Here is a 19,208-nt window from a genome sequence, read left to right on the forward strand (position 1 = left end):
CGCCGATATCAGAGCGATCGCCGGAAAAGTATTCGCCTACGGGACGACCGAGGACATCGGCGAGCGATTGCCCCGCGATCTGTTCGACGCCTACCTACTGAACCACCCAGCGCGAGACGACCGCGTCGACAAGCACCCACGGACCTCATACCAGCCTCCGTCGGAGGCCAGCACCACAGCCGCAGGCGTGACGATCGCACTGCAATGCTTGAGATCAACGAACACCGGTGACGCCACCACATCGTTGCGCTGGCTGTTCGAACGCATCCGCACCCCAACAATCCCGCTCGGCCCGGCGGCCGGCGGGCCGTGGAAAAACATCGGCACCAGCAGGGTGCTCGCGGCCGTCCAGCCTGCGGCGCCTGCTGAACCCAAGCCCATCGACAAACTGCGGCATGGACCTCTCGCGGACGGACGGCGCTACCCACAACCGAGCGCGGACGAGGTCGCCGCATTCGCGCGCAAGCTCCCCACGCTGCTCTGGCCGCCATGGTCGCTTCCCCTGACCGTTGGTGGGCACAAGCACCGATCCACCCGCAAAGCACTACCCGTCGTCATCCTCCTGCAGGCCTACAACATCGTCCCCAACGAGGCCGCGCAACGGCTCAAGAGCTCCTTGCAGGAGCGGTCCATTGCCCGCTTTCTACAACTGCTCACGCGATATCACCGATGGCCGCAGATGCACCGAGCGATCCTCGCGTACGCCGATTGGCTGTACACCGCCGACATTCCGATCGACTACACCCGCCGCCGGCAGATCGACTACACCGACCTCCTACCCGACCAGACGTGGTTCGCGATGTGCCGAGAAACACCAACATCGGGCACCGGACCCTCCAGTGCCGGTCTCATCCGCGACTACCTGATCGAAAGGATCTCCGCCGCACCAAGCCCCGGCGACACTTCTCCTGCACGACGGACGTTGATTGCTGACTGTCCCTTCCACCTCACCGCCGAACTGGTACGGGAACTCGATGACCATGCACTGATGTTCCTGAAAGACAAGGGAATACACAACGAACCGGTCGTCTACAGCCCACCGACAGAGTTGATCGATGGCCTTGATCTCCCCGGAAAAGACCTGCTGGCCTTCGATGTGCATGCCCTGCACACAGCGATAGCGTCGAGTCTGACGCGCACAGATACGCTCAAGCGGGCGAACATCACGCGGGAAGCAGCGCGTTACACGCTTTCCGAAAACCCCAGACCGACACAGGAACACGATGATTCACGGGCGATCCGCCGAGCACGAGTGGCGCTACCACCGGACCGCCTGTACGAGCTCCACCACGCACAAGGGCAGTCGCTCAAAATGATCGGCGAGGCGGCCGGTGTCAGCCGCCAAACCATCACACGCCTCGCACGTCACTACGGCATGCCAACACGCGCGCCCGGACGTCCCGTTCAACATCGAATAAGCCACGAATGGCTCTACACGCAATACATCGTCAAGAACCGCACCATGCGCGATATCGCAGACGAACTCGACACGAGCCCACCGACGTTAGCGCGATGGGCGAAAAACTACGGAATCCCGCTGCGGCCGCGTGGCGGTGGCAGTCACAAGTCAGCACTACTGAAGAAGCACCCGTGACGATGCTGTACTCCGACATGCGAGTACTAGCGCTGAAGACCGCTGTAGAACAAAGTCCGATGTATCAGTCGCCGAAGGCATGGGTAGAGCGCGGCGGCCTTAGAAGCACAGCCGAGAATCATGCGAACAGCCACCGATGCGAGCCAGCATGACACGCGAAGATCTAGTGCTGACGGCAGTGCAACGGGAGGCGGTCCGAAACAGCATCGCCAGCGGTGCAATAGAAGGCTGGCGCCCCACCACAGACGACACCGAACTGCTCCACCACGTGGCAGCAGGCACCACCACCGCCGCCGACGCTATTAATCAGGTGCTGGAACAGCACGTGCCCGAAAGCGATAGCGTCGATGTAGGACCTATTTCAGGACAACAAGATTGGAGTACAGCATCCTGGGACGACTACCTTTACCCCGGTACCAACGTCTTGGTGAACCGCCCCAACATCCGCGACAGCAAGCAGCTCGCACAGGTGGAAGGAATCCTGATCGCCATCCGCACGGTCGAAGCAGCAACGGAGATTGCTGACGTCTCTGACGCGCTCGACGGCGCACGGTTATGTGCCCTCCATCGTCGGCTGGCACAAGACCTCTACGACTGGGCCGGGCGCTACCGATCGGTCCCGATCGGTAAGCAATGGTCGCAGTTCGCCCCGTCCGAGGAAATCGCTGCATGCGTCGAACGAGCAGCTGCGATTGTCACCGAAACTGACTGGCCCACAACAACAGATGACGAATTCGCCGAGCAGGCAGCGGCGGTGTACTCGTGGTTGAACTATGCGCACCCTTTCCGCGACCTCAACGGACGCACAACCCGACTCTTCATGAACCACGTTGCAGCACAAGCCCACCGAGTCATCGACTACAGCAAGGTTTCCGGTGACGTATGGATCCAACGGTCAGCGTTCACCGTTCCCGACCAAGGCCAAACGCACCCGCAACCCGAATACATGACGCCAGTGTTCCATGCCGTCAGCTCGCGGCGAGAGATCCGACATTGACTGAACCAACTCACTGGAGTTCACAGCCGATGGCTGCTCAGCTGGACCCACCGGCGATAGGAAAAGGAGGCTGAAATCGACCCCGATTCGACCGGAACCGACGACGCTGCCGACGGAACCCCTAACGCGCTCGACGAGCTGATCGGGCCCTTCCATGAGGTTGCGCACATAGCGCGTCGCCTGCGCATCTCGGTGGACACGGTGACGGTGCTGGTCAATCAGAACGAACTGCTGGCCTGCCCGACAGCTGAAGGAATGCTGGTCTTTCCGACCTTCCAGCTCACCGCTGACGACACGTTGCTGCCCGGTCTCGGACGCATCGTCGCCGCGATGGCCCAGGGCACCGCCGACAGCTGGCAGATCGCATTGTGGATGCGCACACCCAGTGACGAGTTACACGGCTACACACCGCACGAGGCACTGCAACTCGGTCACAACGATGCCGTGGCGCATTTTGCGATCCGGACCGCAGCCCGGTGGCGGCCGCATTGAAAAGTCCGCATGACCGTCTGTGCTAGGCCGCTGCTCGACCGCTCGTACTGCGGTCTGCGGACATTCGCGTCGAGTGCAGTGGTCAGGGCCTTGACATCCCGCAACTCATGCACAGACTGAGCATCGAGATAACGATTGTTGCGAGTCCCCTTGCCCCCGTCAACCCTAAGTCCGATTGACCCCGACGGGCAGCCATGACCGGTACTTGTGCGAAGTCTGGTGGAATCTTCCGGGCCACATTTGTGCAGCCCCGATGCGACGGGTGTACCGTCCCGTCTTCCGATAAGAGGTCATGCACCGCTCGCATAAAAACGCGGTCGGCTTGGGCGGCAGCTACTTCCATGCTCAGAAGTGCCACGACGACGCGTATGTCGGAGGGTGCTTTCCTGCCTCTGATATGCGGGGAACCGCAGGTCATTCGAGGAGCAGGGCCTAGTGACTTGTGTCCGATGTATAGTTATAGCGTACGATAAACGAACGACTGAATGTTGGCTCGTGCAACCAGTGGTGCGAACCAGACGACCCGATCTCGTGATGAGGACGAAATGACTTCCGCAACCTCAGCAGCGGAGCCGGAGAGCGTCGACGTGGTCGTCGTGGGTGCTGGCCCCTGCGGTGCGTTGATGGCGAACATGCTGGGCCACTACGGTTTGACCGTTGCATTGATAGACGAAAGCGTCGAGATCGTCGACTACCCGCGTGCAGTTGGCATGGACGACGAGTCGTTGCGCGCGATGCAGTCGGTAGAACTCACCGACGACCTGCTGATCGACACTATTCAGAATGTTCCGCTGCGATTGTTCGACCGAAAAGGACGTCCCGCTGCTCACATCCTGCCCAGCACACGCGAATTCGGGTGGGCGCGGCGCAACATCTTCATGCAACACAACTGCGAGCGAGTCTTACGGAGGGGCCTGACCCGCTATGGCCAGGTCCAGTTACACCTTGGTTGCGAGGTCGTCGGGCTCGCGCAGACCAAAGACGCCGTGGAGATCCAGGCGCGCAGCAAGGACGGACTAGACTTCACGATCACTGCCGATTTCGCAATCGGGGCAGACGGTGGTCGCAGTTTCGTGCGCGAGTTTATCGGCGCGCGATTAGTGGGCGCCACGCACGAACGCAAGTGGGTTGTCATCGACTGTGACAACGACACCGCCGATGCCCCTTACACGGCGCTGCACTGCGATCCCGAGCGGCCGCACGTGTGCATTCATCTGCCCTACGGCTACCGTAGGTGGGAGTTCATGCTGTTTCCCGGCGAGGACGCCGAAGCGATGCTCAGCGATGATGCGGTGCGCTCCCTTTTGGCGCGGCACGTCCGAAACTCGGCCGACGTCAATGTGATCCGCGCCCGCGTCTACACCCACCACTCTCGCGTGGCTGACCGCTTCCAGTCCGGTCGAGTGTTTCTCGTCGGCGATGCGGCTCATCTAATGCCACCGTGGGCCGGCCAGGGACTCAACACGGGCATTCGTGACGTGGTCAACCTGGCGTGGAAACTGGCCGGTGTCGTGCAGGGTCGTCTGGGTCCGTCAGTGCTGGATACGTATGAGCTTGAACGCAAGCCGCACGCCTCCGCGATGGTGGCTATGTCCACTACGCTCGGTCGGATCCTGAGTCCAACTCACCGCACGGTCGCCGTCGTTCGCGATGCGTTTCTACACGCGTCCAGATGGCTGCCGCCGGTCAAGAAATGGGCGCTGGAGATGAAGTTCAAGCCCATGCCCAACTACGACAACGGATTTGTCGTATCCCGTGCCGGTTCCGATGCTGACATCGGCAAGATGTTCATACAACCCAATGTACGCGTTAGTAACAGAGTCACAATGAAACTCGATGATGCACTTGGTGATTGGATCACCATTCTGGGCTGGCAAACCGACCCCGGTGCTGGATTGTCGGCCGAGCGGCGCCAGAAGCTCACCAAAATGGGTGTGGGGTTCTTCAAGGTTGTTGGTTCCTGTCCATCGACGCACGAGCGTTCGGTGGACTTCGCGAGCACCTCGGTACTCGAGGACACCGATAACCGCCTTCGATACTGGTTCGGCGACAGACGCGTTGACTTCGTGGTCTTACGTCCTGACCGATATGTGGCCACCACCGCCACGCTTGCCGATTTGGATTGCCAACTCGATCGGTTCCTGGACTTGGCCGAGTCAATCGAACCGCGGGTCCTTACGTTTCCTCAGGGTGTCTCCGAGAAAGGGTATACGCCGTGATCGTCGAAGAACGCGTTTACACCATGGTTCCGGGTGGTGTATCGCGATACGTCAAGTTGTGGCATGAGTTCGGAAGCGAAGCTCAAATCGACTGTTTGGGTGAGCCCATCGGCATGTACACCTGCGATATCGGTGATATCAACGCGCTGACGTATCTGTGGCAATACGACTCGACCGAGGATCGCATGGTTCGACGGAACCGCCTACAACACGACGAGCGCTTCGCAGCTTTTCGCGTCGAGGTGCGCGGCCTCGTCGTGAAACAGCGCAACAGGATCCTCATCCCGGTACTTTCTCTACCTCTACGCCCCCGCGAAAGGGAGGACGCGTGAGCGACGTAAGCAGCGAACCGCAGGCATACATTGATCAGATGGCTCGCGATCGCGGGTACGTGCTGGATTACCACAAGGTCATGGCCGCAAACGATTTCGGCGTTCTCCAGGCGGTCAATGAACTGGTGTCCGCCGCATATCTGCAGCAGCGCACTCTCGACAGGCGAACCAAAGAACTGCTCTTCATCCTCAGCCTCACCGTGCTGCGAGCGCCTGAGCCGCAGATCGCCAGCCACATCAAAGTGGCCCTCGATCTCGGCGTCAGTGCCGGTGAGGTTTTAGAGACTATCGAGATCGCGCTTCCTGAAGCCGGCGTCGTGGCGTTCCAACACGGCTTCGACGTGTGGAGGAAGGTGACCGGCGCCGTCGGCCTGGAGCCCACTGTCGACGTCCACGGCGTCACTAGCACCGAGCCGGGCCAACACTCTGAGCCAGAGCTCTAAGCCGGGGCGATCGACTCGGTACTGAATCACCCAGTAGCCGCTCGGGCGCGCCGGTGGCGGCTCCTACCACCGGGTCGGTCGTGCGGGGAGCGACCTAACTGGAGCATTCACGTGCGCGCCCGTTCCGACCTAGTTTTTGCGCATCACATCGTGTAGGTCGTCCGGTAGAGGATCGACGACGGATGACGGTCTGAGCCGGTTGCGCGTGGCCGCAGTCGTTGCTGCGACGGTCTTTTCGGCTTCGGCGACTTGCGCATTGATCCCTGCAGGCTGCGCCGCCCTCCAGTCAGTTCGGTGTTGGTAGTTCCAGGCACTATCGCGAAGTGGGAACCCCGAACGTGAGCCAATCCGGGTCCAAGGCCACTGTAGCCTCAAGCCAGGGCGGACGATTCGGTACTGAAATCGCCGAGCAGCCGCTTGGCCGCGTCGGCGGCTGCCGCGACCACTGCGTCGGCAGCGCCGGGGGCGATGTCGGATTCCTTATCGCCGATCGCGACGATACCGATACTGGCCGTCGCCCAGTCCGACGTCGCGATCGGCGCGGCCAAGCCTAATGCACCGCCTTGCAGATCGCCCAAGCTCACCGCATACCCCCGACGACGAGCGCGTTGGATGGCTTTCGTATCCGCGGCGTCGGCGGGACGCCCGGCAAGAATGGCAATACCGTCGGAGCCGAGATCGAGCGGGTGCCGAGCACCTTGCCGGATCGCGAGATGAAAGTTGGTGTCTACTGGTTCCTCGGTAAGCAGAATGAGCGCCTCGTCGCCGTCGGCGATGCTGAGCAAAGCCGTGGCGCGCGTTTCCTGGCTGAGTCGGCGCAAGATGGGTAAAACCGTCGCCTGCAGTCCCGGACGAAGGCGGCTCGCGAGTTCTGCGACACCGATTCCGAGCACGTAGCGGCTATCGACGCGTCCGATTAAGCGATGGGCTTGCAGTGTGCGCAGCAGTCGGTATACCACCGCGCGGGCGGTGGCGAGTTCTTCGGCGATTTGTGCAGCGCTCAGACCACCACTGTGGGTCGCTAGCAGGGACAGAACAGTGAGCCCACGATCGAGGGTCTGGGAGGTCTCTCCGGCTGTTCCGCTGTCCACCCCGTGGTCCCGATTCGCCGCCGATTGATCAGCCATGAAAGCCCCTTTCGTAATCATTTGAATGATGACATGGAATTTCGGTGCCGCCGCTTCCAACGCGTAGCGATCGTGGTTGACGGCGCTCGACCTAATGTGTACCGTCCGATTATCGATCAGGAAAGACGGTAATCGAACATGACAACACGTGCATCAGCCGAGGCTCTCGCGCGCAATCTTCCGGCGCTGCCCTACGTCGCGGGACGCTGGCGTTCAGAGACCCAAGCCGCGTCGTTCGAGGTTGTAGATCCGGTCACCGAACGCACGATCGTGACGGTGGAAGAGGCCGACGCGGCAACCATCAACACGGCGGTGACTGCGGCTCACGAGGCACTCGAGGACGGCGAGTGGGGGCGCGTCGATGGCGCCACGCGGGGGGAGCTGTTGAACACCCTCGCGCGATTGATCGAGGAACGCGCCGAGGACTTCGTCAACCTCGAATCGCTCGATGTCGGCAAGCCTGCGTTCGAGCCCCGGGTCATCGACCTTCCGCAAGCGATAGCGACCTTTCGTCACTATGCCGGCTGGGCTGACAAGCTAGAAGGCCGCTCAATCCCCACACCTGGTTACATGGGACGCTCCACCTTGAGCTACACGATCCGCGAGCCTGTCGGCGTGGTCGCTGCGATCACTCCGTGGAACTCGCCAACAATGATCGGATCATGGAAAATCGCGCCGGCGCTGGCTGCCGGATGCGCGGTGATCCTCAAGCCTCCGGAGGATGCGCCGCTGACCTCGCTGCTGCTCGCGCAACTCATCGAGCAAGCCGGCTTCCCTACTGGCGCATTCAGCGTCGTTCCCGGCCGCGGCTCCACTACCGGCAACACGCTCGTCGAACATCCTGGAGTCGACAAGATCTCGTTCACCGGTAGTCCCCAAACCGGTCACAAAGTTGCCGTCGCCGCGGCTACCGGATTCCGCCCTACCACACTGGAACTCGGCGGTAAGAGCCCTCAGATTGTCTTCGCTGACGCTGATCTCGAAGCGGCCGCCGATGGAGTCGCACTGGGGATTTTCGCGAACCAAGGCGAGGTCTGTGCGGCGGGCAGCCGCATCCTGGTTGCCCGCTCCGTCTACGCGGAATTCGTCGACATGATGACCGAACGCGCCGCTAAAGTGGTGCTGGGCGACCCATTCGAACAAGGTACGACGATGGGTGCTCTTATCAACGCACGCCAGCGCGACCGTGTAGCTCGCTATGTTGATATCGGCCGTGAGCAAGGCGCACGAGTCATCGCCGGGGGCGGTCGCCCGGATCGCAGTGGCTTCTTCATCGAGCCAACGTTGTTCGCCGATGTTTCGAACACGATGACCATCGCTCGTGAAGAAATATTCGGACCTGTAGGCGCCATCATCGGTTTCGACGACGAGCAGGAAGCCATCGCGATCGCGAACGACAGCGAGTATGCACTGGCGGCAACGCTGTGGACCCGCGATCTGAGCAGGGCTCACACCATGGCCCGACGCGTCCACGCCGGTGCAGTCGCCGTCAACGGATGGTCTCCCTTGGACCCGCGCTTGCCTTGGGGCGGAAAGAAATTGAGCGGACACGGCCGAGAACTCGGGCGAGCCGGGTTGGAAGCCTACACCCAAGAAAAAACCATCACCGTCGTGCTCTGAATCCAGAGACACGTCAAACACAGAAGGGAACAAACAGTGGCTCGTGTACTCGTCGTATATTACAGCGCAACAGGATCCGTTCACCGCCTGGCTGAGGCCGTTCAAGAAGGTGCGGAGTCCGTAGGAGCAGAAGTCCGGTTGCGTCGAGCACCCGAACTGGCCCCCGCCGATGCGATCGCCTCAAACGAGGAATGGGCCAAGCACGTTGCGGAGACCCACGATCGAATTCCCGAAGCGGTGCTCGACGATCTGGAATGGGCCAACGGTTACGCATTCGGCACCCCGACCCGCTATGGTGCCCCCGCCGCGCAGCTCAAACAGTTCATCGACACAGCCGGAAGCCTCTGGCAGGAAGGCAAACTCGCCGATAAACCGGTCACGGCGTTCGTATCCTCGGCTGAGCAGCACGGTGGCCAAGAATCGACGATTCTGTCGCTCAACAACGTGTTTTACCACTGGGGTTCGATCATCGTGCCATTGGGCTACACCGACGATGTCGTCTACGCCGCGGGTGGCAACCCCTACGGCACTTCCTGGCCGGCAGGCTTTCCCTCAACGCTTCCTGACGAAACGGCACTTGAATGTGCCCGCCACCAAGGACGTCGCCTTGCACGCTTCGCACAGGTGTTGTCCACAGCGGGCGCCGAGGCGTAGTCCGCTGATCCGCCGCACCGTTGATGACTGCAACAACGATTGATATCTGGTCGGACATCCACTGCCCGTGGGCACTGGTAGCCGTCCACCGGTTGCGTCTCGCGCGAAGGCGGCATCAGCTCGATGTCGTCTTCGTGCCGCGCGCATGGCCATTGGAGTGGGTCAACCGACGGGGCACACCCCGAAGCATCGTCGTCACCGAGACCGCGGCGCTAGCCAGCTTCGAGCCGGACCTGTTTAGTGCCTACACCAATGATTCCTGGCCTTCGACTTTTCTACCGGCCTTCGAGTTGGTCGCCGCGACGCGGCGCACCCACGGCCTGCACGAGGCCGAAGACGTCGACTACGCCTTGCGACTGGCGTTCTTCCGAGACTCCGTCGACGTGAGCATTGAAGCTGGATTGCGCAAGGCATTAGCCATCGCCTACGAGATCAATACCCACATTGACACCGATCGAGTGATGCAAACCTGGATGCGCGCCGCCCCACGAGCCGACGTCGACGACGACTTCTCAGTGAGTGAGTCACTGACTATTCAGGGTAGTCCCCAGATCTTCTGGCCGGATGGGTCCAGCACTCACAATCCGGGTATGACGGGCCATCGCTGGCATAACGGCCTCGTCCGGATCGAGACAGTCGATGCGAACGCCGCCGAGCAAATTCTGTTGGCGCAAATGACTGCACTCAACATCGGATCGGGGCCTCACCGGTAGCCCTCGCGACCGCCGAAGCACGGCGCTCGCACGTGTCAAAGCATTTGAGACCCAGAGGATCTGGGTGTACCCACGCCCCGCGATAGCGCTTGTCAAAGCTTTCCGGGTGGGCTCGGTGACCATCCTTGCCGGATGGCTCCGGTGCTGCGACGCCGAGGTTTGCACGTGTGCTTGATATGGCTCTACCTGCGCCTTTTGCGGGGTCCAGCGGTAGCCGGGCTTAGAGCGCCAGGGCGGGTCAACCCAGCGAGCCTCGCGCGGTAGTGATAATGGAAGTGCAGCCCAGGCCGGCAACGCTGTGTCGCGTTGGCCGGTGGATTCGTACTGACGAGCACATGCCAGCCCTCGGCCAGCGTTCGATGAAATCACTTGATCTTTATGCTTCGTCTGCGACCAGTAGGCAGCTCGGCGCCGACGTCGCGCGAAGCGAAGGACAGATAACACGGGCGGCTATCGGAGGAGGAACGTGTGACGGAGACACCACCATCGGCGAACCAGGCTGCTGCAACGGCACGACACCACGACCGCGCTGGCGCCACTTTCATCGGTGCAGATCTCGGTCCAGGCCCGGCAGGAGGGATCTGCCAATCACGGTGTGCACCAACCCCACGGCGATTCTGGGGCGACAGTCTGTCGCGAGGTCGTCACGCTTAACGGTGCAATAGCCCGTCGTAATGGCGTTGCACTGGCCCTGTTGCCGCTAGCCGGAGTCGCTCATACAGTCGGATTGTCCACCTTGGATATCGCCGTGGCGGGCAGCCGAATTCATCGGACACCATACCCACCCACACGCACGGCTCCATCAATGCCAGTCGAGAACCGTGCGGAAACTCCTGATGCTCATCCTGTTACACCGCACCCGGTGTTCGACTCAGCCTGCCACGTCCGGTTGAACATCGAGTCTCGTTCTGGCGCAACGGCGGACACTCGACACCACGTGGGCATGGTTTCCTGGCCGAGCGGCTATTTTAGTCAGACGAACATCACCTGGTTTGTTCGCTTCACTCATCCAGACAACGGCTGACTAGGGCTTGGCCGGAGCAACATTCGGATTTGTCGGCGGCGGAGGAGGAGTGAACATGGGCCCATTCGGAGGGTTGAGGTTCTTCTCGCTCGGCTGCGCCGGTGCCGGCGTCGTAGTTGTGGTCGCGCTAGAAGACCCGGGTGTCGTGGCAGTCGAGGAGGGTGCAGGTTCACCACTAGTACCACAGCCAGCCACCGCCAGGGCCGCGGTGAGTAGTAGACCTAGACCGTAGGCGGTAATACGGCGAGAAGAATTCGATTGCATTGTCTTGCCTTATCTGTGCTGGTCCATGTCCCAATGATCGAGACCCGGACGCAAATCAACTGGTGCGACAGGTTTTAGTCAGCGCAGTAGAGATCTGTTGTATTGCCCAAGAGGGACCACGGCGTTCACGGGGACGGAGCGGGAGCAGCAGGTGGTGGCGTGCTCGGCGCTTCCAGCTGGGGATAGCTCGGCGGCGTCGGGTTGGTAACTTCGCCGGTGGGCACACCGGTCTTTGGCGGTGTGCCACTTGGGCTTTCCAGTAGTGGTTCCGGCCACGGACCACCGCTTGAGACGACACCCGGGATTATTCCGGTAGTAGTTTGCGCAATGGCTTGAGCGCTGTCGGGCGGCACAATGCCGCCTTGGATCCCATACCGTGCGTTGTCGAAGTTCAACCAGAAGGACTGGTTCGGTGACCCAGCGCCCGGCTTGTCATTTGGCAGGCCCGTGCTCGTCTGCGAAGGGTCAGCTGTCACCCCAGCAGTTCTCACCCCACGGTTATCCGTTGTGTGCGGCGGGTAGGAAAAGGTACCGGTGCCTATTTGGTAGGAATACCCGCCCGGGTAAGGCACCCCCGGCGCGCCCGGCATAAAGGGGAGGACCGGGGGTTGAGCGCTCGCGATGGCCCCATCAGTGGCCGCTATCGCGAGCGAAATTGCCGTTACAACGACGGAACTGCTCAAGCGCTGTTTCCACATCGTATGCTCAATTCTCATGGTCGCGAACGTCGTTAGATCTTGATCGGATCGCCGTAGATGGCATACGAGGTGTGGTTGGCGACCGTCGAGATCCGCAGGTACGCGTAGGAGCGGATGCTCACATCGCCGCCGCAGGCGTCGGCCTTAATGTGCAGGTTGTCGATGCTCAGGGTTGAGGCACCGCCGGGGTTCAGCGCCATGTTCGTCATCGGTAGGTCCGTGATTACGCCCGGCTGAAGAATGGTTTCCAAGAAGCCGGCCGCGCCGATCGTGCCACCCACACCGGCTGGTATTGAGGCAGAACCTGACACGCCACCGGTTCCACCCATGACCAAACCAGCCGATACATCGGACTGGCATCCCAACTGATACCCAAGTATGAACAGACTGTCCTGAATCGGGTTGGCGCCACCGACTGCGGTCGCGGTCGCGGTGGCGGTCACAAACGCTTCCCGGGAGTTGGCGGCTGCGGCGAGGTTGGGAACGGAATTGATTACCTCGTCGTGGATCTTGATGTCGAGGTGCCAACCATCAGCAGAGACCTTGTCGTACACCTGCGGCGCCATATTGATCGGCTCCGCGGTGGCAACGGCGGGGATGTGGATCGTCGCGGCCATCAGGGTGATGGCCGCGGTGGCTGTGACTCCCAGCCGCAGAGGTCGGTATTTCATTGCGTGCCTTTCGTTTTGTGATTCAGCTGATGCCAGTGGGGAATCGTCTAGGTCGGTGTGAAGTTGCCAGCATTGACTTCTGTTCTGGCGGTTGCAATCTCGGCGAGTGTTCGAAGCGTTGTGGCCGCGGATCCGTGGCGCGCACGCCGACTAGCCGGTCGAACACGTTCATCCGTATAGCGCGCCCCGGTGCTATGGAAATGTCTGTTGCTCGTCAGCTGTGACTCGAAGGCTGACGAACTCCACGATGCTTAACATCACGGCCTCCTGGGCGATAATCGGATTTTGTGTCCGGTAAACGGTCATGATGCCGGGCGTGAGGAATGGTGTCAAGGGCCACATTTGCCGCCTTGGGTGAGTTGAGCCACTTCTGGCGGCGAATTTGTGCCAGAGGTGATCAAAAGCGTTGTGCAGAAACATCTTTCAGGATCAATCGTGTGGCAATGTCTCTGCATCCTGACGATGGTCCACTCGGCGAAGTGCGATCGGGTCGAGCTCGAGGCGTCGTTCCGGATTGCGCCCGTCGTGGAGTGCCCAGAAGCGGTGGGCGCCGCAGGCTCAGGTCGGTGGCGTCGAGCCCCGGTGTCGCCTCTGACGAGGCCCAGCGGATCAACGGCCTTGAACCGAGGGTCCAGGATCTTAAGGAGGCCAACGAGATTCTGAGCTCGGCCTCGATCTCCTTCGAGCGCCGGTGAGACCTTCGCCGCCGCTGATCTGTGGATTGGTCGACCAGATGCGGGCGGCTGGCCACTGCCTCGAATGCGCATGCTCGTGGACGTCGAGTACCTGGTCGTGGCATGGGTCGACTGGTACAACAACCGCCACCAGCGCAGCCGGCTCGGCTAAGTCCCGCCCCGTCGGGGTAGGAGAGCGGCTATGACGCGCAACGATCGGCGTCCCGGTCGGCGAGACCTCAACCGTGAAGCCGGTATCGAGCCCGAGGACCGTTCAGGCGACGCACCCGCGGCTGACACGGTCGGATCTCCTCACGGCGGCAGCGGGTACTCACCGCTCTGATCCAATTCCGGTCGCTCGCACGTCTTGTCGAGTTTCGTCCCTGAAGAGAAGTCTGATCGATAGGTCGACCATCGCGCGCGACGGCAAGCACAGAGATACCGGCTACGTCGACGGTTCGACACTGATTCATAACGGCCGATCAGGTCAGACTCTCGCATCTAGGCCAGGGTGCGGTTGGCGCACATCGCGCCAATAGTTGGAGACCGCCTGGTCGATATGTACATCGACAAGCCTAAGAGTCGGACGGCCGGTGTCGTCGGTTTGTGCGGGCGCGACCTTCGATTCGGTGTCAGTGAATCAGCCGAATCGGTAGCCAGATCGGTAGTTCTACGCATGACGCCGACGCGATGTGACGGCAGTCTCATGGCGAGCACCAAACGCCGCCGCAGCCCGGTTTGCCTGAACAAACAGAGCGTTCACCCGAGCTGATTCGTCGGCCATATCGAAGCTAGGAGTCTCATAGTGACCATTACCTCCACCACCACCGACAGAGTACCGATGTCGGCGACCCAGATCCTTGAGAACGTTCGAGCACTTGCCGCCGAGGCCGCCGCGCTATCCGATGAGGTCAACGTCCTTGGACATCTGACCCCCGATTTGGCGCAAAAGATTCGCACCAGCGGCGCGTTGCGGATGGCTTGGCCAGCAGCGTGGGGCGGCCCTGGCATGACGTTCCGTCAGGTCGCCGAGATCGGTGAAATCCTGGCCCATGCCGACGCATCGGTGGCCTGGAACACCATGATTCTCGGCGCCACCACCGGTATCTGGGCAGGGACATGGGATGAGGCAACTGCACGCGCCATCTACCCCTCAATGGACATGGGCACCTCGGGCGGCTTCTTCCCGCCGCAGCGTGCGGACGCCGTTCCCGGAGGGTGGCTGGTCAATGGGCGCTGGTCGTTTGCTAGCGGCATTCACAGTGCTGACCGCTACTTCGTTGGCATCCACCTGCATCGCGATGGCAAGCCCCAGTTCGACCAGACAGGTGCGCCGGTGCTGCGGGTCGCCATGGTGCCGCCGGAGACCGTCACAATCCTCGATACATGGCAGGTGATGGGACTGCAGGGTACTGGCAGCACCGACTACCTGGTCAAGGATGCATTCGTCGCCGACGCGCACCTACTGGACTTCTTCGGAGACCATGGTCCCTCGGCTGCACCGCTGTCGCGTTACCCCGCACTCATCGGACTGATCAAGATCGGAATGCCGATCGGCATTGCCCAACGGATCCTCGACGAGGCTATTTCGGCATTGCAAGCGCGCGGCGGTGCCGATCGACACGCGCGAATTACGTTGGCCGATGCAGCCGCGCAGGTCGAAGCGGCCCGCGCGTACGCCAGGATCGCCCTCGACCGGGTCGACGGCATGCTGTTCAACGGCGAGGAGTTGGATCGCCCGGGATGGGCGACCGCCAGTATGGCCAGCGTGCAGACCGCTGCACAGTGCCGAGCGGCGGTCGAGATGCTGGCTGATCTGGTCGGCACCCGCAGCATCTACATCCGCAACGGTCTGGAACGCCGTCGCCGAGATCTGTCGGTCGCCTCAGCGCATGTCAGCTTTCAACGGCGCAGCCTTGAGGCGGCAGGAGCCGCACTGCTGGGCGAAGACTTCAATGGTCAGCAGATCTGAGGGGCGATCATGAATTCTGTACTGATTGAGCCTTCGATAGATCAGGCCACGCTACGACATGCCTTCAGCACGTTCCCGTCTGGTGTGACCGTATTGGCCGCGATCGCCGACGGCCAGCCGGCTGGCATCGTCGCGAGTTCGTTCACCTCAGTGTCGCTGGATCCGCCGCTAGTGTCGGTCTGCATCGGAAAGACCAGTCGGACCTGGAGCCACCTACGGAAGGTGCCTCAGATCGGCGTCAGCGTTTTCGCCGAACATCAGGAAACCCACTGTCAGAATATCGTTCGCCATCACGAGGACGCGTTCGTGCAATCCCGTTGGCGCTTCAACGACGGGGGCGCTCTTACCCTGCGCGGATGCTGCGCAACGTTCCGTTGTGTCATCGAGGCAGAACACGAGGCCGGAGATCACACCATCGTGGTTCTCCGCATCCAGCATCTGGAAGCCGACCACAGCCTGGCTCCGATGGTCTTCTATCGCAGCCAGTTCTCCCGTGTCGCCAAGCCGGGAATTAATCGAGCGCTGCGGCCACATTGGCTGGCTTGGGACGAGAGCGCCTCCTGCGTGGCCGTCGAGGATGTCTGGGGCTGAGATGCAAGCCCCACGGTGCGTAGCCCTTTCACCACCTGGGATCGGGGCCGACCGTGAACCAGCACGCCTAAGGCGCTGAATCGACGGCTGCCTCTGGCAAAGGACCGGATCGCTGATGCGACCACCTGGGTCCACGCCATCGGCATACTGCGGCGACGTCGCCACATTACAGCTTGGCCGAAATTTGTTAAACAACGCAAGACGATAGGTGGAAAACGCGCATGAACCATGACGTTGATGTTGTCGTTGTCGGTGCCGGATTTGCCGGTCTCGTCGCTGCCCGCGAACTGGGCAAGGCCGGTATGAACGTGGTGATCCTGGAGGCACGCGACCGGATCGGCGGCCGGATGTGGAGCGACATCCGCATGGGCGAACAGTTGGAGATGGGCGGCGGATGGATCCACTGGATGCAGCCGCACGTATGGGCCGAGGTCACCCGGTATCAGCTGGACATTGCCGAAACCCCGTTTCCAGAGCACGCGTTCTGGCGCGTCGGCGATAAGCGCTACTCGGGCACGTTAGATGATCTAGCCAGCCGTATCGGTGAGGGCATGCGCCGGACGATCGAGGACAGCTTGTCGGTCGTTCCCCGTCCCTATGAGGCCCTGTCCAATAAGGATCTTCAGCAACTTGACCACGTCACGATTGCGGAGCGTATCGCCGATCTGGGTCTGGACGCGGAGACGCAAACACTGATCGATGCGATGTGGAGTCAGAACTTCAACGCTCCCGCAGCCTCAGGGGCACTCACCACGGCACTGCGTTGGGGTGCCATCGCCAATGCCGATTGGCTGCTCTTGCTGGACATCTGTTCACACTGGAAGTTCAAGGACGGCACCGGAGCGCTCGGAGCGGCAATCTCACGCGACATCACGGGCGAAGTGCGACTTCGCACACCGGTCGACTCCATAGACGAACGGGGTGACGGCGTCATTGTCACCACAGCCGACGGTCATCAGCTCAGTGCCCGAGCGTGCGTAGTTACGGTCCCAGTCGGTGCGATGGGAACCATCGAGTTCACACGAGGACTGCCGAGTGAGAGCCGGGCACTGATCAAGGACGGGCAGGCTTCACAGGGCTTCAAAGTGTGGCTACGCGCTCGCGGCGGCTCTGGCAGCTTCTTGGCGATGGCACCTAGCGACGAGCCCATGACGCTACTGCAATGGGAACACGCCGTTGGTGAGGAGTTCACTGCCTTCGGATTCGGCATGGACGCCCGACGCCACCTGCCGGCCGATTTGGAGACGGTTCAGGCCTACGTCCGCCGCCTGATGCCTGACATCGAGGTCGTCGACTTCACTGTCCACGACTGGATTACCGACCCATATTCCCGGCAGACCTGGGCCATGTTTCGACCGAACCAGCTTGAGGGCATCGGTGCTCTGGCCAAGGCACCGGGCCGGGTCCGGTTCGCTGGCTCTGACCTGGCCGAAGGCTGGGCAGGCTTTCTTGACGGGGCTATCGAGAGCGGCCTCTCCAGCTCCACCGCGCTCATCCGAAATGTCCTGAACTAATCCGTAGCCCCCGAAATCGTTTCGGGACGCGCCCCATCTCGATAGGAGTTAAAGATGTCGCAAGAAAGCTTGGAGGAGGCCCCAGCGCCTCGACGTTCTGCGCCGCCGGATCATTCCGACGCAGCAGGCGTACCGGCAGAACCTGCCGGGCGCCCACGACTGGAGGGTGGCCTGCTTGGCGCGCCTCGCGTCGCGTTCATGGTGCTAGCTGCCTGTGCGCCCATCGGTGGTGCGGTCACGCTACTCCCGCTCGCGCTGGGTCTCGGAGTTGGCGTTGGAACCCCCGGCCTGTACCTCGTGGCGGCACTGGTGATGGCGGTCTTCGGAGTGGGCTTCACCCGAATGGTGCCGTACGTGACCAACACGGGTGCGTTTTTCGCCTACATCACCCAAGGCATCGGCCGGCCAGTTGGCTTGGCTGCGGCATACGTCGCCCTGGTGGCGTACCTCGCGATCCAGGCGGCTGTTTTCGGCAGCTTCGGCTTCTTCGGCGCTCAAGGGATAAACGAACTGACCGGCCATATGGTGCCGTGGTGGCTGGTTGGTGGGGTCGCGTTGATCATCGCGTTGCTAGCGGGTGTTCGTCGCATCTCAGTGGCTGCGACGGTGGTCGGAATTGCCGTAGTGATCGAAGGCGTCCTGATGTTGGTGCTCGACTTCGGGATTCTCTTCCAGGCCGGTGCGCACGCGTTTACCTTCGACTCCTTCACACCTTCGAACATCTTCCGCAGCGGCGGTTCACTGGGAGCGGGGATCGTATTCGCCTTCTCCTGCTTCTTCGGCTTTGAAGGAACCGCGATCTACTCTGAAGAGGCTCGTGACCCGCGGCGCACAATCCCGCGCGCCACGTACATCGCTGTTGCCTGTCTGGGCTTTCTGTTCGTGTTCACCGCGTGGGCCTTCGTCGTCGGCGCTGGCGGCGATACGGTTGCCGCCACCGCAGCAGCCGATCCCGGCACCTTCGTCTACGGTCTTTCCAACACCTATATCGGTAAGCTCTGGACGGTTCTGCTGGAGTTCATGGTCGTCAGCAGCACCTTGGTCTCGATGCTGGCATTCCACAACGCCGCCAGTCGCTACGTGTTTTCGTTGAGTAGGGACGGCTTCCTGCCGCGGCCGTTCGCCAAACTGCACCCTGTTTGGTCCACGCCGACTTGGGCCGGTTGGGCTTGCTTCAGCGTTACCGCCATCGTCGCGGCAGTGTTCGCGATTGCCGGTCTTGACGCATTGACTGGTCTGGTGGCCTTCACTACCGGCATTGGAGGGGTCGCGTTGCTCGCACTGATGGCCCTAACCTCCCTTGCTGTCCTGATCTTCTTCATACGCCGACGCCAGTTCTCCTTGGCCCACACCGTCGCCCCGGCGCTCGCCACTATTGGCTTAGGATGGGCGACCTTGACCACTCTGCTCAACTTCGACGCGTTGACCGGGACGTCATCACCGGTGGTCAATAGCCTGCCTTGGCTCGTGGTGGCGATTGCAGTCATCGGTGTACTGGTGGCGCTGCGAGCCCGCACCACTCGTCCCGAGGCTTATGCGGCGATGGGCAGTAGCGTCGCGGACTGACCGTCGCGCCTGCCCTAGAGAACACCTACTGTGTCCTCTAGGG

At 61.6% G+C, this 19,208-nt stretch carries 16 protein-coding genes; 14 read left to right on the forward strand and 2 right to left on the reverse strand.

The window, feature by feature from the left end; translation table 11 throughout:
* The first annotated feature begins 187 nt into the window (after nucleotides 1–187).
* The 6 genes from ABIA30_RS23855 to ABIA30_RS23880 all read left to right on the forward strand — a co-directional run bounded on the left by ABIA30_RS23855 (nucleotide 188) and on the right by ABIA30_RS23880 (nucleotide 6,077).
* On the forward strand, nucleotides 188–1,594 hold the full coding sequence (locus ABIA30_RS23855; RefSeq protein ID WP_370070097.1) for a hypothetical protein: 1,407 nt from the start codon (nucleotides 188–190) through the stop codon (nucleotides 1,592–1,594).
* A 148-nt stretch (nucleotides 1,595–1,742) separates the two neighbouring features.
* A complete protein-coding gene (locus ABIA30_RS23860; protein ID WP_370070003.1) occupies nucleotides 1,743–2,591 on the forward strand; it encodes a Fic/DOC family protein in 849 nt (282 codons plus the stop codon).
* A 201-nt stretch (nucleotides 2,592–2,792) separates the two neighbouring features.
* Entirely contained in the window at nucleotides 2,793–3,083 is a 291-nt protein-coding gene (locus ABIA30_RS23865) for a hypothetical protein (protein WP_370070005.1), read from the forward strand.
* A gap of 545 nt (nucleotides 3,084–3,628) precedes the next feature.
* Nucleotides 3,629–5,302: a bifunctional 3-(3-hydroxy-phenyl)propionate/3-hydroxycinnamic acid hydroxylase gene (locus tag ABIA30_RS23870; protein WP_370070007.1), complete on the forward strand. Its 1,674-nt coding sequence runs from the start codon at nucleotides 3,629–3,631 to the stop codon at nucleotides 5,300–5,302.
* Complete coding sequence (locus ABIA30_RS23875) at nucleotides 5,299–5,634, forward strand: NIPSNAP family protein (RefSeq protein WP_370070009.1); 336 nt, start codon at nucleotides 5,299–5,301, stop codon at nucleotides 5,632–5,634. Before ABIA30_RS23870 ends, ABIA30_RS23875 begins: the two co-directional genes overlap by 4 nt.
* Complete coding sequence (locus tag ABIA30_RS23880; protein ID WP_370070011.1) at nucleotides 5,631–6,077, forward strand: carboxymuconolactone decarboxylase family protein; 447 nt, start codon at nucleotides 5,631–5,633, stop codon at nucleotides 6,075–6,077. Before ABIA30_RS23875 ends, ABIA30_RS23880 begins: the two co-directional genes overlap by 4 nt.
* A 371-nt stretch (nucleotides 6,078–6,448) precedes the next feature.
* Here the strand turns inward: ABIA30_RS23880 and ABIA30_RS23885 are convergent, their stop codons facing one another.
* A complete protein-coding gene (locus ABIA30_RS23885; RefSeq protein ID WP_370070013.1) occupies nucleotides 6,449–7,264 on the reverse strand; it encodes an IclR family transcriptional regulator in 816 nt (271 codons plus the stop codon).
* 78 nt (nucleotides 7,265–7,342) lie between these two features.
* Between ABIA30_RS23885 and ABIA30_RS23890 the strand changes: the two genes are divergently transcribed.
* The 3 genes from ABIA30_RS23890 to ABIA30_RS23900 are packed head-to-tail and all read left to right on the forward strand — an operon-like array spanning nucleotide 7,343 to nucleotide 10,191.
* Nucleotides 7,343–8,824, forward strand: a complete 1,482-nt coding sequence (locus ABIA30_RS23890) for an aldehyde dehydrogenase (RefSeq protein WP_370070015.1) — start codon at nucleotides 7,343–7,345, stop codon at nucleotides 8,822–8,824.
* Nucleotides 8,825–8,860: 36 nt separating this feature from the next.
* The gene (wrbA, locus tag ABIA30_RS23895) at nucleotides 8,861–9,478 is read left to right on the forward strand and encodes an NAD(P)H:quinone oxidoreductase (RefSeq protein ID WP_370070017.1); all 618 of its coding nucleotides are present in this window, start codon (nucleotides 8,861–8,863) and stop codon (nucleotides 9,476–9,478) included.
* 23 nt (nucleotides 9,479–9,501) lie between these two features.
* Nucleotides 9,502–10,191: a hypothetical protein gene (locus ABIA30_RS23900; RefSeq protein WP_370070019.1), complete on the forward strand. Its 690-nt coding sequence runs from the start codon at nucleotides 9,502–9,504 to the stop codon at nucleotides 10,189–10,191.
* A gap of 2,018 nt (nucleotides 10,192–12,209) precedes the next feature.
* Here the strand turns inward: ABIA30_RS23900 and ABIA30_RS23905 are convergent.
* Complete coding sequence (locus tag ABIA30_RS23905; RefSeq protein ID WP_370070021.1) at nucleotides 12,210–12,848, reverse strand: MspA family porin; 639 nt, start codon at nucleotides 12,846–12,848, stop codon at nucleotides 12,210–12,212.
* Nucleotides 12,849–13,724: 876 nt separating this feature from the next.
* Here ABIA30_RS23905 and ABIA30_RS23910 point away from each other — a divergent pair.
* The 5 genes from ABIA30_RS23910 to ABIA30_RS23930 all read left to right on the forward strand — a co-directional run bounded on the left by ABIA30_RS23910 (nucleotide 13,725) and on the right by ABIA30_RS23930 (nucleotide 19,165).
* Nucleotides 13,725–13,865: a hypothetical protein gene (locus ABIA30_RS23910; RefSeq protein WP_370070023.1), complete on the forward strand. Its 141-nt coding sequence runs from the start codon at nucleotides 13,725–13,727 to the stop codon at nucleotides 13,863–13,865.
* 462 nt (nucleotides 13,866–14,327) lie between these two features.
* On the forward strand, nucleotides 14,328–15,494 hold the full coding sequence (locus ABIA30_RS23915) for an acyl-CoA dehydrogenase family protein (RefSeq protein ID WP_370070025.1): 1,167 nt from the start codon (nucleotides 14,328–14,330) through the stop codon (nucleotides 15,492–15,494).
* Nucleotides 15,495–15,503: 9 nt separating this feature from the next.
* Entirely contained in the window at nucleotides 15,504–16,085 is a 582-nt protein-coding gene (locus ABIA30_RS23920; RefSeq protein ID WP_370070027.1) for a flavin reductase family protein, read from the forward strand.
* Nucleotides 16,086–16,306: 221 nt separating this feature from the next.
* Nucleotides 16,307–17,599, forward strand: coding sequence for a flavin monoamine oxidase family protein (locus ABIA30_RS23925; RefSeq protein ID WP_370070029.1), 1,293 nt, complete (start codon nucleotides 16,307–16,309; stop codon nucleotides 17,597–17,599).
* 198 nt (nucleotides 17,600–17,797) lie between these two features.
* Nucleotides 17,798–19,165, forward strand: a complete 1,368-nt coding sequence (locus ABIA30_RS23930) for an APC family permease (protein WP_370070031.1) — start codon at nucleotides 17,798–17,800, stop codon at nucleotides 19,163–19,165.
* The last annotated feature ends 43 nt before the right edge of the window (nucleotides 19,166–19,208 follow it).

The sequence above is a fragment of the Mycobacterium sp. MAA66 genome, from assembly GCF_041261665.1.
In the GTDB taxonomy this organism is placed as follows: domain Bacteria; phylum Actinomycetota; class Actinomycetes; order Mycobacteriales; family Mycobacteriaceae; genus Mycobacterium.